The 14,571-nt window shown below is 53.7% G+C and carries 8 protein-coding genes and 1 tRNA gene; 4 read left to right on the top strand and 5 right to left on the bottom strand.

Annotated features, from left to right (window positions below; translation table 11 throughout):
• Positions 1-111 precede the first annotated feature (111 nt).
• From MXE41_RS07375 to MXE41_RS07355, 5 genes are all read right to left on the bottom strand, one after another.
• The gene (locus tag MXE41_RS07375) at positions 112-549 is read right to left on the bottom strand and encodes a DUF805 domain-containing protein (protein ID WP_246977295.1); all 438 of its coding nucleotides are present in this window, start codon (positions 547-549) and stop codon (positions 112-114) included.
• A 290-nt stretch (positions 550-839) separates the two neighbouring features.
• Positions 840-1,517, bottom strand: a complete 678-nt coding sequence (locus MXE41_RS07370) for a DUF805 domain-containing protein (RefSeq protein WP_247100040.1) — start codon at positions 1,515-1,517, stop codon at positions 840-842.
• Between the two features lie 305 nt (positions 1,518-1,822).
• Entirely contained in the window at positions 1,823-2,350 is a 528-nt protein-coding gene (locus MXE41_RS07365) for a DUF805 domain-containing protein (RefSeq protein WP_247100039.1), read from the bottom strand.
• Between the two features lie 342 nt (positions 2,351-2,692).
• Positions 2,693-2,767 (bottom strand) — tRNA-Arg (locus tag MXE41_RS07360).
• 834 nt (positions 2,768-3,601) lie between these two features.
• Positions 3,602-4,777 carry a flagellar assembly protein T N-terminal domain-containing protein gene (locus MXE41_RS07355; RefSeq protein WP_246977298.1) on the bottom strand — a complete coding sequence of 392 codons (1,176 nt, stop codon included), beginning with the start codon at positions 4,775-4,777 and terminating at the stop codon, positions 3,602-3,604.
• Between the two features lie 2,694 nt (positions 4,778-7,471).
• On the opposite strand from MXE41_RS07355, the gene MXE41_RS07350 reads away from it, so the two are divergent.
• The 4 genes from MXE41_RS07350 (at position 7,472) to MXE41_RS07335 (ending at position 12,635) form a co-directional block, all read left to right on the top strand.
• Positions 7,472-8,638, top strand: coding sequence for a FlgO family outer membrane protein (locus MXE41_RS07350; RefSeq protein ID WP_247100038.1), 1,167 nt, complete (start codon positions 7,472-7,474; stop codon positions 8,636-8,638).
• Between the two features lie 41 nt (positions 8,639-8,679).
• A complete protein-coding gene (locus MXE41_RS07345) occupies positions 8,680-9,138 on the top strand; it encodes a hypothetical protein (RefSeq protein ID WP_247100037.1) in 459 nt (152 codons plus the stop codon).
• A 109-nt stretch (positions 9,139-9,247) separates the two neighbouring features.
• Positions 9,248-9,718, top strand: a complete 471-nt coding sequence (locus MXE41_RS07340) for a flagellar protein FlgN (RefSeq protein WP_246977301.1) — start codon at positions 9,248-9,250, stop codon at positions 9,716-9,718.
• A gap of 1,393 nt (positions 9,719-11,111) precedes the next feature.
• Positions 11,112-12,635 carry a hypothetical protein gene (locus MXE41_RS07335; RefSeq protein WP_247100036.1) on the top strand — a complete coding sequence of 508 codons (1,524 nt, stop codon included), beginning with the start codon at positions 11,112-11,114 and terminating at the stop codon, positions 12,633-12,635.
• Positions 12,636-14,571: the final 1,936 nt, after the last annotated feature.

Here is a 14,571-nt window from a genome sequence, read left to right as displayed (position 1 = left end):
CCCGGCTGGTCTTGCAAGACAGGACCGGCCCTGCTGCCAGGGCCAGAGGGCCAGGGCCCATGGCGGCCCATGCCATTTAGTGGCCTAAGTCGGGCTTGGTGGCTGTGCCTGTTACTGCTTTGCAGGCAGCGGCTGGGCCGGGCCGTATTCGTTGGCATTAGGGTTGCCAGGCAGAGCACACAGAACCAGCAGGTAAATAATGCCCAGACCGGCTAATACCTCGCCTGCGGTAACTGCCATTGGAATGGCAGCCACAAAGCCGGCGAAAATCATCAGCAGGCCAATCATGACCGGGGCCAGGTGCAGACCGGTGCGGCCGGAGTCATGCAGACGGCGTACAATGGCTGTGTAGTGAGCCACAAAGACTATGAAGTTGATGATGGAGTAGACCACACCAAAGTACTGGATAGTGGTAAGAGGGTACAGAGCCAGTCTTACGGCTACAGCAAAGAGGGTAAAGAGCCAGAACTCCATGCGCCCGGCACGGCCGCCGGTGATAAAGAGCTTGTCCTTGAGGCAGACTTTGATGGCCTGAAAGAAATAATGCATAAAAGTGGTTCCTGTTTGTCAGGTAGTTATGAAACGTTATTTGCCTGCAGCCGTGCCAGTGTCTCAGGGGCGGAGGCGCAAAGGCATACGCCGCAATGGCCTGTGCCGCAATGACGTATGCAGCAGGTGCGGCGGCCGCAATGACGTATGCAGCAGGTGCGGCGGCCGCAAGGGCGTATGCAGCAGGTGCAGCGGCTCCAGGGGCGGCTGCACCATGGCCATGAAAGCCTGAACAGACTCATGTGACTGGCTGCAGCAAGGACAGCTGGCGGCTGGGCCGGGCCCTGGACTTATTTGTTCTGGTCTTTGCCTGAGGAGTTCTGGTTATCATCCCTGGCGCCGGTCTCAGATTTTTTGTCAGAGCCCGGGGTAGGAACGGCGATAAAGCCGGGATCTTTCTGACCTGCAGCCTTGCGGGCCTTTTCCTGGTCTACCTTGTCCTTAAAGCGCTTCCATGGATCGCCCATGAGATCAGGGGCTTTCATGTGGTCAGGATTGATAAAGTCCTGAGGAGGAGTGCTCTTGTCCAGAGGGTCAGTGCCGTACTTGTTCTTGCCCACGGTACCGCGCATGGCGCACATGATGAGAATGGAGGCATAGCTAAGACCTGCCAGAGTGGTCAGGGTATTGAGAATAAGGTCAGCGTACTGAGGCTGAGTGGCGCGCAGCGGGCCTACACCGGCAGCGTAGACTATGCCCATCAGATAAGGGAACAGGACAAAGCGGCCATCCATGTTGAGATCATGAAAGCGTCTTATGGTGGCAGTTATCTGACAGGCCACAATGGCCAGCACCGCTATGGCCTGCAGCAGGCCTCCGACTACCGGAATGATATTGAGCTTCCATGACAGGGCAATAAAGATGCAGGTAGAGATATAGAAATACCAGAACTCAGCACGGCTGCTGCGTCCGTAAAATCTCAGACCTTTGGTTTTAAAGCCGATAATCAGGGCATCTTTTACATTCATCTTATGCTCCAGAGCAGAACAGCCGGAGCTGCTGCAATGAGTTTTGCCGACCACACAGTGTAGTGGGCGTGCTTAAGTACCAGGATACAGATAGCCCCATGAACCGTAACGTATGCCATAACAAGAGGCGGCCAGGTGCATTGGACCAGGTCACTGCCTGTTGCAGACTGGTCTTGTCCTGCAACAGCCTGGTCGCGGCCTGCAACAGCCCGCAGGGCTGGCGCGGCCATGGCATGGCCATGGTGCGGCCGGTGCGGCAGTGCTGTCCGGGCGGTCCTGGTCAGTGGCCGTGCACGCTGTGAGGCTCAGGGCTTAAAGGAACCTCCATCATTGCCCTTATCATTATCCTTGTCAAAGAATCCACGCAGTTTGCGCTGAAATTCTGTATCCTCAGTTTCAGGACTGCCCCATCCATTACGCTCGATATTATGGCTTCTGCCAGAGCCTGAGGAGCCGTTACTGCCAGGCGATCCTGGCCTCTGGAGGGGATCCTCACCGTAGTTGTTAGGCCCTTCAGTGCCCTTGAGGGTACAGAGCAACAGCAGTATGAGAATGCCAAAAGTAGGGACAAAAATAATCAGCACCAGCCAGCCGGTGAAATTACGATCGTGCATGCGTCTGACCATGCAGGCAATGACCATGGCAAAGGTTGCCAGAGACAGGGCCAGTCCCAGCAGGGAGAAGATAAATCCCATGCGGGCAATGTAGGTAGCAACAATAAAGCATGGAACGGACACAAGATAGAGCCACCAGAACTCTGAGCGGCTTGATCTTCCTGACAGACTCAGTCGTTTGGTGAAGGCTGTCTGCAGGGCCTCTTGCATGGAAAGCATAATGTACCTGTATAAAGCTGAAAAACTGATTTCGGGCCACCTGGCAAGGTGACTTGCTGCAGGCTAAATTTTAGCAAATCTGCACTTTATAAAAAGCGCATGCCTCACACAAGCAAAAGCACGTTGACCATAGCGCAGGCAACAGCCGTCGCCTGGATGCACCAGGAGCTATTTGCATAAATGAGCAGCGCTGCGGCCGCAGGCCATAACAGCCATGACAGGTATTAATACACTGATCCCGGGGGAGGAAAATGGGAGTGGGAGAGTGGGAGTGATGAAAATGGAGATTTGACCGTGATGGTCGGGAGTAAGTACCGGATGTAGGATCCCGGCTTTGTGAGGTGGCGCCCCCAGTAGGAATCGAACCTACAACTAGCCCTTAGGAGGGGCTTGTTATATCCATTTAACTATGGGGACGTGGCGCATATTATACACGAAAGATAAATGCATACAACGCTATGCCTGCCACAGCTGCAGCGGCTGCAACTGGCTGGCACAGCTTCATGCTGCCATAATCTCATTGCAGTGTTATGCCACTGCTGCTCCGACACCGCAAGACATGTCCTGTAAGCCCCGCAATGCCTGCCTGCACAACAGCCGCAGTCCCAGGCGGTAAACCGATCCGCACCGCTGTACAGCTCACGCTACTAAATGTGTCCTTTTGCGTGACGCTGGACAGCACCTGCAACGGTCTGCGTTCAGGTGCGGTTGAGCAGGGACAGTGCTGGTTGTACCAGATGCGCAGATCAGGAGCTGAAGCGGGGACTGCTTGCGGCCTGGCCTGAGGTGGGGCTCAAGACCCATACCCCTGAACTTAAGAATGGCCTTTTTATCACCCATCAATCGCGTACCTTGCATGAGTGATGATTAGGGGGCTATTTTGGAGCTCAGGGGGGACCGACCCATGGTCGGTCAAAACACACAAAAAAGGGATGCCAAGCTTTAATCCAGCATCCCTTTAACAACAAAAAATAAATAATTAAATAAATAATTAAATAAATAATTAAATAATTAATTAAATAATTAAATAAATAAATAAATAAATAAATATACCCAGATATTCTAAATCAAATGTGAGATTTCTGCAAGAGGTAAGGGCCCAGGCGATATCCGTATAGGTGAAGCATAGACCTGGCGGACAAAAAAGGAGGAGCCCCTGTGGAGCTCCTCCTTTTTGGCAGCTGGTCGCGGTCCGGCGTGGTCATGGGACCGGACTGGACCTTTGTCTGTGCCTGTCGGCTTACCTTTGGCCTATGGCTTTAAGGTTACCAGGTCGTCAAGCATAACGTTGATGAGCTGGTGGTTGATGTCCAGAGGCTCGAGGGTAGCTGCAGTCGGGGATACGTCAACAACTTTGTACAGAGCTTCGGTGGTGGAGTTCTGGAAGTAGGTCATGTTGTGACGATCCTGAAAGTCGGTACGGTGAATCAGGTTGAACTTCATGCCCTTGCTGATGTTGGCGTTCTCACCGAGGTTAATACGGATAGTGGTGTCATTGACCTGAACCACACGGGCTACAGGAATCTGGCAGCGCAGCTTGGAGACGATGTCAGCAATGGCATATTTGGCCAGCTGCTGAACACGCTGACCGTATTCAGAGGTGCTGAACTTGTCAGAGCGCAGGGTGAAGCGCTGGTTGGACAGAGTCCACTCGGCATCGCCATGGTAGTCCTTGGAAACCAGCATACGGCCGCTGTACACATCAAATACCTGAATATTGAATCTGATGGTGCGGGTAGGGTTGTAGAACATCTTGGTGAACTCGTAATTGGCAGTATCGGACTTGGCCAGAGAGTTGATGTTACCGACGATGATGAACTGGGCCTGGGTGCGGCGGGAGATGGAGTCCAGAGTACGCTGCAGATTGTAGTCAGGACCTGAAGAACCCTGATGAATCAGCAGACGCTGTCTGTCAGCTGGCAGTACAGTCAGGGCAGGGCTCTGGGCCACGCCTGAATAAACCAGATCGGAAAGATAGGTGTCAAAATCGCTAAGACCGGCTGCGCTTAAGGAAGCATCAGGATCCTGATAACGGAACACGAAAGGCAGAATGGTCTTCTTGATATTGCCGGCATAGCAGTCAGCAATATTGTCGTCGTTGATCAGGGCCTTGACCAGAACGGTAACGACACGGCCGTTTTCGCTCTCTTCAACCACAGTCATACGACGGATTGGGGAGTGGGCGGTAACACGCAGCTTGTCATCAAGCAGAGTACCGTTCTCGATAACCTGTTCAATACTGATATCAGCACCGGCCTGCAGGGCGGCATTGCGCAGAGCGTCGTCAATGGCGTTGCGACGGGCCTGGGCAATATTGTCGTCAATAATTGGAGCCGAGCCTCGGGCCGTATACCACCCGGCAACAGCAGCCTGGCTGCTCAAAGCAAGAGCAAGAGCAATTCCTATAGCTTTAAAGTAAGCTCGCATCTTATTTCTCCAATGATTCCATTATGACCACAGGGTCGGCTGAATATAATGGCGAACAGCTGGACTTGACTGTCGGTAAAAGGGAGCAGCCGCACCCGGAAAAAGGCCGGTTATATGACGTTATACGCCACAGTGCATGACCTGAAATAAACAGTCTGCAAAAAGTATGCACAAATGAAAATTACCACCAGGTGGCACCGATAAAAGTCCCGGTACACCCGGCGCATTCGGACATGCATCAACCTGCGGCAGCTGAAAGTCCCGGTACACCAGGCGCATTCGGACATGCATCAACCTGCGGCAGCTGAAAGTCCCGATACACCCGGCGCATTCGGACATTCATCCGCATGCGGCAGCTGAAAGTCCCGGTACTCCGGATGCCTTACGGATAAGCATCACATTAGTGGGCAGCGCAGCTGACAGGGGCAGAGCATGGCCGGGCAGTGCAGCTGAGAATTGTACCCCCTTTTGTCTCACTGCAGGTAAAGAGCACAGTGCTGCCTGAATTATAAGATATGATGCCTGCACTCATCACTGGCCCGCACCACGGCCTGACTGCATCCACTTATAACCGCATGCGCAGAACGCTCCCATGGCTCCTTGACCTCATGGGCCTCCTGAACTTTTTCAGGCATGTTAATCCTGGCTGTTGCTGCAGCCCGTTGCTCACGACTGACCTGACCTGACCACGCGGAAGTCAGTGCCAGTACCTCCACTTCCTGGGTAACTGACCTCTCAATCGTCCTGTATATGCATAAAGTTGCTGGCGCCTCTTGCAGGTGGATTGAGCTGCCTTTGAATTGTCCACTCGTCCTGGCAGTACCTGGTCTACGGGACAGACTGTCAGCCCATCGCCATGTGCCGTACGTTCTGCTGGCATGCTCAGGTCAGCCTTTGTGCCTCGGGGCAGTGCTGCCGTCAGTGTGCATCAGGAGTGCAACTGCACTCCATGGGATGAGCGTATTCAGGGGCTGCGCTTTTGGCTGTGCCCGGGCTGCTCCTTATCGGGGCGTTTTGAAAGCAGGGCCCTGTTATGCCGTTAGCATATATACAGCAATGACATAAGACATTAAGCGAATATCAGCTGTCTTCAGTCAGCCCGCAGCAGCTCTTCCAGCATATGCTGTAAGCTGCCTGCAGACAGCTGCACTAAAGTTTATCTGCCGGGCTTTATGACAGTCCGGCTGTCAGAGCGACGCACAGTGCAATGGTGCACTGTCTGGTCCTTCGTCCGTATCCTGAGACAATGATCGGGGAGCCTTGCTTCAGCGTGCGTACTGCCTGCTCAGGCAATTGCGTTGTGGCCTGACCTGTCTGTTCCCGGTGCCATTTACTATTAAAGCGCTAAAGCACTGCATGATTTCTGGTCAGTGACTTTTTTGACTTTGGGCTGAGTAAGGTCAGCCTTGAGATCGGTCTGAAAGGTCAGCCTTGAGGTTGGTCTGCTGGGCATCTGTGACATCTGTCTGAAGGTCATATAAATCTGCATTGTGACGGTAATTTTTGTCCCTGCAGGCTGATATTTCCTTTATCTGTGCTGAACTTGGGACTAATGACGACCATAATTGCCGCGCCCAACTGCCTGGTGCCCGGGCTGATCTGTTTTGGGGACGTGGCACAGTGAGCTTTGAGTACTGTCAGCAGCATGCTTCAGCTCCTGGTCAGCAAATGCGCAGGGATAAGCTTTGAGAGTGTCATATGCTCCATGTGCGCATGGTCAGTGAGGGCTCAGTTGCTGCAGTGTTTTAGTTACTGTCCTGACGCTGATGGCCGTGCTGAGCCAGGCGTAGGCTGGGTTACTGCGCAGACAATAAAGTGGGCGTGATTGTGACTGAGCCGGGGCTGCCTGCAAGTCTTGCTGGTGGAGTGCGCGCTCTGATCAGGGCGGGTGCTTTATGGCTTTATGAAGCACTTTGCATTACTGACAGATTTACGGCGGCACGCCTGTTGCTCTGTATTCAAATGTCAGTACCAATGCCGTGCTTTCTGTGCCTGGACAGCCTTGTTTTTGCTGTTGGGACTGTGCAGTTTTGTGCTGCTCTGATTTTATTTTTGGAGCACGCGGGAATAGCCAGGCCGGGCCGGGATTTTGTCACACAGTGTGATGACATGCCGTGGCGACATGCCGTAGTTGCATACCGTGGTTACATACTGAGGTCAGTGCATAAGGTTAACGCCTGAGATCAGTGCCTTATGCAGCCCTCTGAGGCTGTTGCCCGGGGCGTGAGGTCTGTGGTTGTGACCGGGATGGTTCTGGTGTCTGATGGCGGTATCATGTGTGCGCCTTGCAGGGGAAAGCTTGCTTTCTTGCTTGCCGGGTGCGTGTCCTGGTGCTGTGAATATGGTGGAAGTTGAGCCTGATATGGTGTCTGCCGCGTGCGTGCGGGGCCGTCAGGTCATGCTGCCGGCCGGGCAGTGGTGTGCAGGGGTGATGATCTTTTTGTGCCCTGACAGTGCCCTGGTATTGTAACTGTGGTCCATGGTCATGTTTTTGCGGCTGATCAATGGTATTATGCTCCAGCTTAGTCTGCGATGGCATTGTTATTGCAGCTTGATGCTGATTAGAATGTTCTGTAGCGACAGTCTCTGGTATCGCCCTGTCAGCTACGCTAAGAGATTGAGGTTCAGGAGATGCAATTAAAGAAAACATTGCTGGTAAGCTTATGTGCCAGCCTGCTACTCTCAGCCTGCAGCTTGCCAACTTATGAGGAAAATAATGGCTCTTCTGCACGTATTGAGGGTGTAAACAATCCAACTGAGACTACTGTTTATCAGCAGGCCGGTATGGAGATCAGCTCCATTACTGCCCGTATGGCTGATCAGCTGCAGCAGAATATGTTCTATCACCTGCTGCCAAATGCTCCAGTGGACCGTTCTTCAGTCACCGGCGATGTCAAAATTGTGACCATGCCACGCATTGCCATTACCTCATTCGTGGATACAGACACCTATGAGAATGCCGGTTACCTGGGCCGCGCTCTTGCCGAGTTCTTCACTCACGAGATGTCTACCCGTGCCTTTGAGGTCACCGAGTACAAGCTCACCGGCAAGCTGGCTGTAACCAATGACGGCGACTTTATCCTCTCCCGTAACTGGAAGAAGATCGCCAAGGACACCAAGGTCAAATATCTCCTCGGCGGCACCTTCACCCGCAACAGCCGTGGTGTAGTAGTGGTATCCCGCGTGGTAAACATGCAGACCCGTCAGGTCATTGCCACCGCCACCGATGTCATCCCTTATTCCCTGCTGCCAACCTGCTACCGCACCGCTGCCAAGAACTGCAGCTTCACCGGTATCAGCTCTGAGCAGTTACGCGATGCCAGTTACTACAAGAAGAAGTACCTTGAGGCAGAGAAGCAGCTGGCCCTGTTCCAGGCTCCGATGAAGGCTGAAGCTCTCGAGCGTGCCCGCACTGCCAAGGCTCTGACCAAGGCTCAGGTAGTAGGTGCAAACGGCCGTCCATTAGGCGGTGTTTTCGAGACCTCTTCTGACCCGGCTTTTAACCCTGCTGCAGCCGCTGCCGCAGCTGCAGCTCAGTCAGCCCCTGTGGTTTACAACACCGGCTATAACACCGGTTACACAGGTTCTGGCAGCACCACCCCGGTCGCTCCTGGCGTTCAAGTTGGTCCAGACGGCAAGAAGGTTTACACCGATCCACGTTTCAAGAAAGGTGTTGTTTCCGGCGCTACTTCACGCGGCAATTATGACCGCTATCTCGATGAGCGTGACGATTTCAGTTCCTGCGATCTCGTAGGCTGCAAGGAAGATCCTGTGGTCTATCCTGCCAACACCTACATGCACAATACCATGCTGATCCGTGACACAGCAGACGAAAGCAGCTACTCCCGCGTCAGCAATTAAGGCTTTTTCAGGAAGCTCTCTGGTTAAAAAAGGTTTTTTCGATGAAAAAGTACATTTCAGCAGCACTTCTGGCCTCAGTTCTGGTATTGAGCACCACCGGCTGCTCCAGCGTTATCCGTAATACTTCTCTGGCTGTTCATTACACCGATACCGGCGTTAATGAGCTGGACGATTATCCAGTAATCAGGTCCACAGGCTATGCTGTAATCTCACGTCAGAAGGGTTCCAGCCATTCTGAAAAGCAGATTAACGCCATGAGAGCCTCCAAGATGGAAGCCTATCGTGAGCTCACCGAGCAGGTTGCCGGTGTTTACGTCAAGGCAAAGAACTCCAACGCCAACAACATAGAGAAGAGCGACAAGCTCACTACCGAGGTTGAAGGCCTGGTTCACGGTGCACGTGTGGTCCGCCAGTACCCTCTGGGTGACACCTACGTGACCGAACTCGAAATGGATACTAAGCGTATTTACGACATGTATCAGATTCGCGGCGCCCTCTAAGTGAGGTTACAGGGACGGCCTGACCGTCCCGGTGAATCAGACGTGCCCCAGGCTCCGGCCGGGGCCGTGGTTTTTGCTGTATGTCACAGCGCCTTTTTCTGGAAGTAATATGATTACCCGTCGTTCCATCAATAAGACTAAAGCCGTTTCCGCCATTAAGACTTTAGATGATTATCTTGATGAGCAGGATGCCATTCTTGACGCAGTCATGAAGATCCTAAGCCGCGAGTATCAGGCCATTAAAGAGCGCCGTCTTGAGGAGCTGGAGACCATTGCTGAGGACAAGTCCTCATTCATGCTCAAGCTGCAGGCCAACGATCAGCGTCTCAAGCTGCATCCTGATGCTGCCATGCTCAAGACCGTACACATTGACCGCGTCAACCAGCTCAAGGAAAAGCTGGGCCGCTGCAAGATGATGAATGAGACCAATGGCAAGCTCATTTCCCTGTCAATTGCAGCTAACCGCCGTCTGACCTCCGTACTGATGTCTGCCCGTGATCGTATGTCACGTAACATGACCTACAACGATAAGGGCAACACAACAGCTACCGGACCATTACGCGTCAACATTAATGCCTGATGCCATCTGCCCAGCCGGCAGATAAAGGATCAGAGACAAAACAGGGAACTCAACACTAATCTTTTCCCGGCGCAGGGCATGCTCAGGCATGCCCCTTTTTTTGCCCGCGCGCAGCCCATCCAGGCCCACCTCCATAAGCCGCCCCGGCCGGGCCCGGCCCCAAAAGCCGCCCGACCGGGCCCGGCCACCATCCGCCCTAATCACCCGCCACAGCTTCAGCGGCATCACCCGCTGCAGCGCAGCCTTCAATGCAGCTTAAGGTCATCCCTGTCTGTCGACCCGCCCGTTAATCCATTTCTCCACTCATCACTCCCTCCCGCTATCCATAAGTCAGTCCACTTATTCATCAGCCCGTTCATACCTTCCATTCATCAGGCCAGTTCATGTAAGCAGGTCTGGAGTCCTGAACCATTTATCGCACTTGCGTAATCAGACCGGCCATCGAGGCATTCTCAATAATCCTGCGCATAAGCATAACCCCCAGCATAAGTCCCAGCCTCAGTCTGAGCCTTGGCATAAGTCCCAGCCTCAGCCTGGCTCTCAGGCTCTGCCAGTATCCGCAGGCCAGTTCAGCTCTTAACCTTTTTAATCTGACCCAATAGCTGACTCCTGTCACCATCTTAAAGACCGTAACCATAGTCACGGCCTGTTCACTTGTCAGCTGCAAAATCCCATCACAGTCTCGTCTGCCATGCCTGAATTTACAAAAATGAGCTGATTTCACGAAAAAGCGCCCATTTTTGCTCAGAAATCATCAAAAAACCTCAATTTTCTTCAAAAATCAGCTCATTGCAGCTTTTCCCTAAACACCAGACCATGTGTCTGATCACTGCTTCAGGGGAGGCCTTTGGGAGCGTGCATCTGATTGCCTGCTCATCATGCCATCAGCTTCCTGTACCACACAAAGAAGCCATGGGGCGGACTGGTGCTCAGCCCGCTGCCCGGCATTATGGGTTCTTACTTCTCAGTCCTGAGCTCCGGGCACTTAATTTAAGAAAAAAATCCATGAACATTTTGCTTTCTTATGCTGGCAAAATTATGGAAAAAGAACTTAAGTGTCATCAGATTCTGTTCATTGTCAGATATGCCAGTATGCTCTCTTAGTGGTATTTGCAGGGATTTACAGGAAATTATGCAGTAAATCTGAGCTTTAAAAATTTCTGGAAAAGTACTTTTCACTGGCGCGGGGGCTGGGCAGGGACAGATCAGAAGGGGCGGATTTTATTTTCTATTATTGAGCCATCGCAGGAGCAGATGCTCCTTGCTGTTCAAACTACTTAAGGATTCCAGGATTTCAGGATAACAGTTTGATGGCAGGTCCCGGGTACTGATGGCAGTACCTGTTGATAGCAGGACGTATGGTCCTGAGGACGGCCTCAGGGAGTAAGGCAACATGTTTAATCTGAACTCGCTTCAGCTTCTGGGTCAGATTGAGCCGGGCAGCATGGCTCTTGACCGTGATTTCAAAGGCAGACCAATGCTGCGCTTTCGCATTCGCTCCCTGGCTCAGGGCATGACTGACAGTGCTGCAGCCTCCAGCAGCGTCACTGCAGATCAGGCTGAGCGCGGCTGTGCATCAACCAGCTCTTCTCTTTCTACTTCTTCCACCTCAACCTCCACTCCCTCAGCTTCATCTTCAGCTGCGCTTTGTTCGGTAAAGAAAGCCGATGCAGCCCGTAATGTACTGGCCCCTGAGCTCAGGGGCAGGGTACTGTGCCTTGCCATGGGATCAGATGACAGCGCCAGCTCCTTAAAGCAGCTGCAGGGGCAGATAAACGCAGTCCGCAACCGCACCGGCTGTGATAGCGAATCCTGCTCTGACGCCAGCACCAGGGGCTGCACCGACGGCACTGGCCGCAGCCGTACAGCGCCCGCTCATATGCGTCGGGCTCACAGCAGGGCCGCCGCCAGTGCTGGCAGCAGCGGATCAGCTCATCGCCCTGGCGCATCAGGATCTTCAGGCTCGTCAGGCGGTACTGGTCGTAACGCTGCCGCAGCAGCTGCAGCTACGGCGGGGTTTGCTGCTACAGGCAGGAGCAGGCCTGAGGGCGGAGCTGCGGGTAAGACACGTCCTGACAGTGCCGTGCGTCGAGGCTGTGCTGCAGCTGCAGCTCCGCTGCTCAATGCCATGGTCAGGGAGCTCAGCTCCCGGGGCGGCTCCTTGAGCAGCGGCGACGGTGCTGACTTCAGGGGGCTTTCAGGAATGGCCGCTGTCAGTGCTGTAAGTGACATGAGTGAGGAGGAAATGGCACTGCGCCGTCACTTTGATTTTTCCAGCATTGATCTGCACGATTTCTTTGATGAGCGTGTCTTCAGTGAAATTGCCTGGCAGCAGGTCAACAGGGATATCAAATCCCAGGATAAGGATTTTGACCCGTCCCGTCCCAGCAGTGCCGCTGCTGTCGGCGCTGAGGACACTTGCCTCCCGTCAGCTTCATATGAAAAGAGATCATCACGTACTGAAGACACAGAACTCAGTGACGTCACTGACGCCGGTGGTAAAGACAGTGCTCCTGCAGCGGCCGCAACAGCTGCAGCTGCGTCAGCTGCAGCGGAGCCTGCAGTGTCAGCCACTACAGCCGGCACTGCGCCCTCCGGGGCCTGTGCTCCGGTCAGCCTTGATAAGTGGGACCTGTACCTTGCCAGCGATGATATCTGCCGCAGTGTGGCACAGGCTGTGGCCAGCTCGGTAAAGGTGCCAGCAGGACGTGACAGCAGGGCTGTCTTTTACAAGGCAGTTATCTGGCAAAGCAGCGGCCCGTCCCTTTCCATGGTCTACCGCATTATCCGTCACTCCATGGCTCTGCCTGTGGTGCTGGTAGGCAGTCTCAACCGTGAGGATGCTGTAATGGCTACCTCATCTACAGATACTGTCATTGAGGTCAAAAGAATGGCTTTCTATCAGCTGGGCGGCTGACACTGCAGGGCAGCTGATACAGCTTAAAAGCCGCACCGCAGCTCAGCTGTGGCACGGTTAAACCTGGCAACTGCACAGCTCCCTTTTCTTCTTTCCCTTTTCGACTCCAGCTGTCTCTAATTGTCGGGCCTGCTCCACCATCGGCAGGTCCGGTTTTAGTCAGCTGACCCCTTAAATCTCACTAGTGCATCAAAGGCGGAGCGTTCACAGGCTTCGCCTTCTTAAGTGAGTTTGATTTTGCGTATGGCATGGCGCTGCTGCACAGCGTACAGCGCTTGCTCAGCTCACAGGCAGCCCAGTGCGCACCGCATGGCGCTCATTGGCGCACCGTACGGCTTTCTGCCGGTAGCACAGTGCATAAGTCCTGTGCTCCCGGCATGGAGCAGCTCCGTACAGTGAAGCAAGGCCGGCAGATTCAGCAGTAACCTGCAGGCAGTGGCACTGGCCGGACAGGCTGTGTCATAAGTATGCGCAACACATCTGTATGTGGCCATGGCGGGCTGCCACGGCAGATTATCTGTAATGCCCGCCACATGATTAGACTTTGAAATCGTGGGCGGGCGTTTATCAGGATTTCAGCCCGCCATCCTGAACCAGTTTCACCTGCATCTCAGGTTACCTCATAGTCTCTGAACACAGAGATTCAGTATGTGGCGTATGGCGGGCACGCAGACAGAACAATGCCCGCATCCTGTAACAGTTTTTCTTTGAAATCGTGGGCGGGCGTTTATCAGGATTTCAGCCCGCCATCCTGAATACTTTTACCGTACTGCTGTTCTGCCCAGCATTGCTCTTCAGCAGCTGCCATAGCTTTACTGCAGGGCCCGTCAGGGTGACATCCGGTCAGTAAAGAGGGCAGGAGATAACAGTGCTGCAGCCGGCCTCTGTGCAATATGAAAACAGCATGAGAGCAGCAGGCGTACATAAGACCTTGAGATAACAGTTGCTGAGTCTTAAGACCAGTGGCTCAGACAGCTCAGTGCATGGCGGGTTTTACCTGAGTCCAGGCACAGGCGCTTAAACATTCTCTGACTTAACTATCAGTAGCGGGCTTACTCCGGGCCCGCTTTTTAAGATAACAGCTTCCCTCTGCCAGTCCTCTGACGGCTGACCAGATGCCATCAAAGATGACAGTACCTTATGCGCAAGTCATTCAGCAGTGCACCGCAAACCAGGGGAGAGCAGTGGACCGCACCACCGGAAGGGGAGTGCATTGCAACCCCTGATAAGAATTGCCCGCAACTGCAGAAGAGCATTGCAGTGCAGTCAGTTCAGCTCACCTCACTGCAGCCAGGTACAGCGCACAGCACTGACAGCCCCTGATGGCTTAACCCCTAAGCACATTAGTAAGTATGGCGGGCCTTACTCCTTGCCCGCCGTTTCACTTCATTACACCACTTTCCACATAGCAGCAGTCAGGAGGTCACATGAACACTTCACCACAGCATGGGGACAGCCTTACTGTCCCTGCAGATAACACTAACGAGACTGGCCGGAACAGCCCACTTGCCTGTCCGGCTGGCAACAAAGCCCGATACGGCTCTCGTCCGGGCACCCAGATGCTTACTGGAAGCTCCTGTGCTCCACTTAATGACAGCACCAGCACTCCGGGCACTGGCAGCTCCCACGCTCCACTTAATGACAGCATATGCAGTCCACGCGCTGGCAGCTGCCACGTTTCACGTACTTACAGTCGCCCTTACCGCAGACGTCGCTGGTATGCCCGCGACTGCAGCTGGTCTCATGAATTCACCATCAGAGCTGGCAGTGTTGCAGCCGCTTCCCCTGAGTACTGCTATGCCCCGGCTCCTGCAGTGGTAAGGCTGCAGCTGCATCACCAAAGCATGGTGGCAGGCAACTCCGCTGCCTTCATGGAGTGTCATATTCCTGCCTGCATTCATTGCGGACATATTGAGTGTCAGCCTGGTATGGCCGG

This window comes from Anaerobiospirillum sp. NML120449, assembly GCF_023051105.1.
Lineage (GTDB): Bacteria > Pseudomonadota > Gammaproteobacteria > Enterobacterales > Succinivibrionaceae > Anaerobiospirillum.
Note: the sequence above shows the minus strand (reverse complement) of the source record. Positions and strands in the feature narration are given on the sequence as shown.

What these genes read in the sequence shown, in the direction of transcription:
- MXE41_RS07375 (WP_246977295.1), bottom strand. Translation starts at nt 549, where the DNA reads ATGCATTATTTCTTTCAGGCCATCAAAGTCTGCCTCAAGGACAAGCTC.
- MXE41_RS07370 (WP_247100040.1), bottom strand. Translation starts at nt 1,517, where the DNA reads ATGAATGTAAAAGATGCCCTGATTATCGGCTTTAAAACCAAAGGTCTG.
- MXE41_RS07365 (WP_247100039.1), bottom strand. Translation starts at nt 2,350, where the DNA reads ATGCTTTCCATGCAAGAGGCCCTGCAGACAGCCTTCACCAAACGACTG.
- MXE41_RS07355 (WP_246977298.1), bottom strand. Translation starts at nt 4,777, where the DNA reads ATGCGAGCTTACTTTAAAGCTATAGGAATTGCTCTTGCTCTTGCTTTG.
- MXE41_RS07345 (WP_247100037.1), top strand. Translation starts at nt 8,680, where the DNA reads ATGAAAAAGTACATTTCAGCAGCACTTCTGGCCTCAGTTCTGGTATTG.
- MXE41_RS07340 (WP_246977301.1), top strand. Translation starts at nt 9,248, where the DNA reads ATGATTACCCGTCGTTCCATCAATAAGACTAAAGCCGTTTCCGCCATT.
- MXE41_RS07335 (WP_247100036.1), top strand. Translation starts at nt 11,112, where the DNA reads ATGTTTAATCTGAACTCGCTTCAGCTTCTGGGTCAGATTGAGCCGGGC.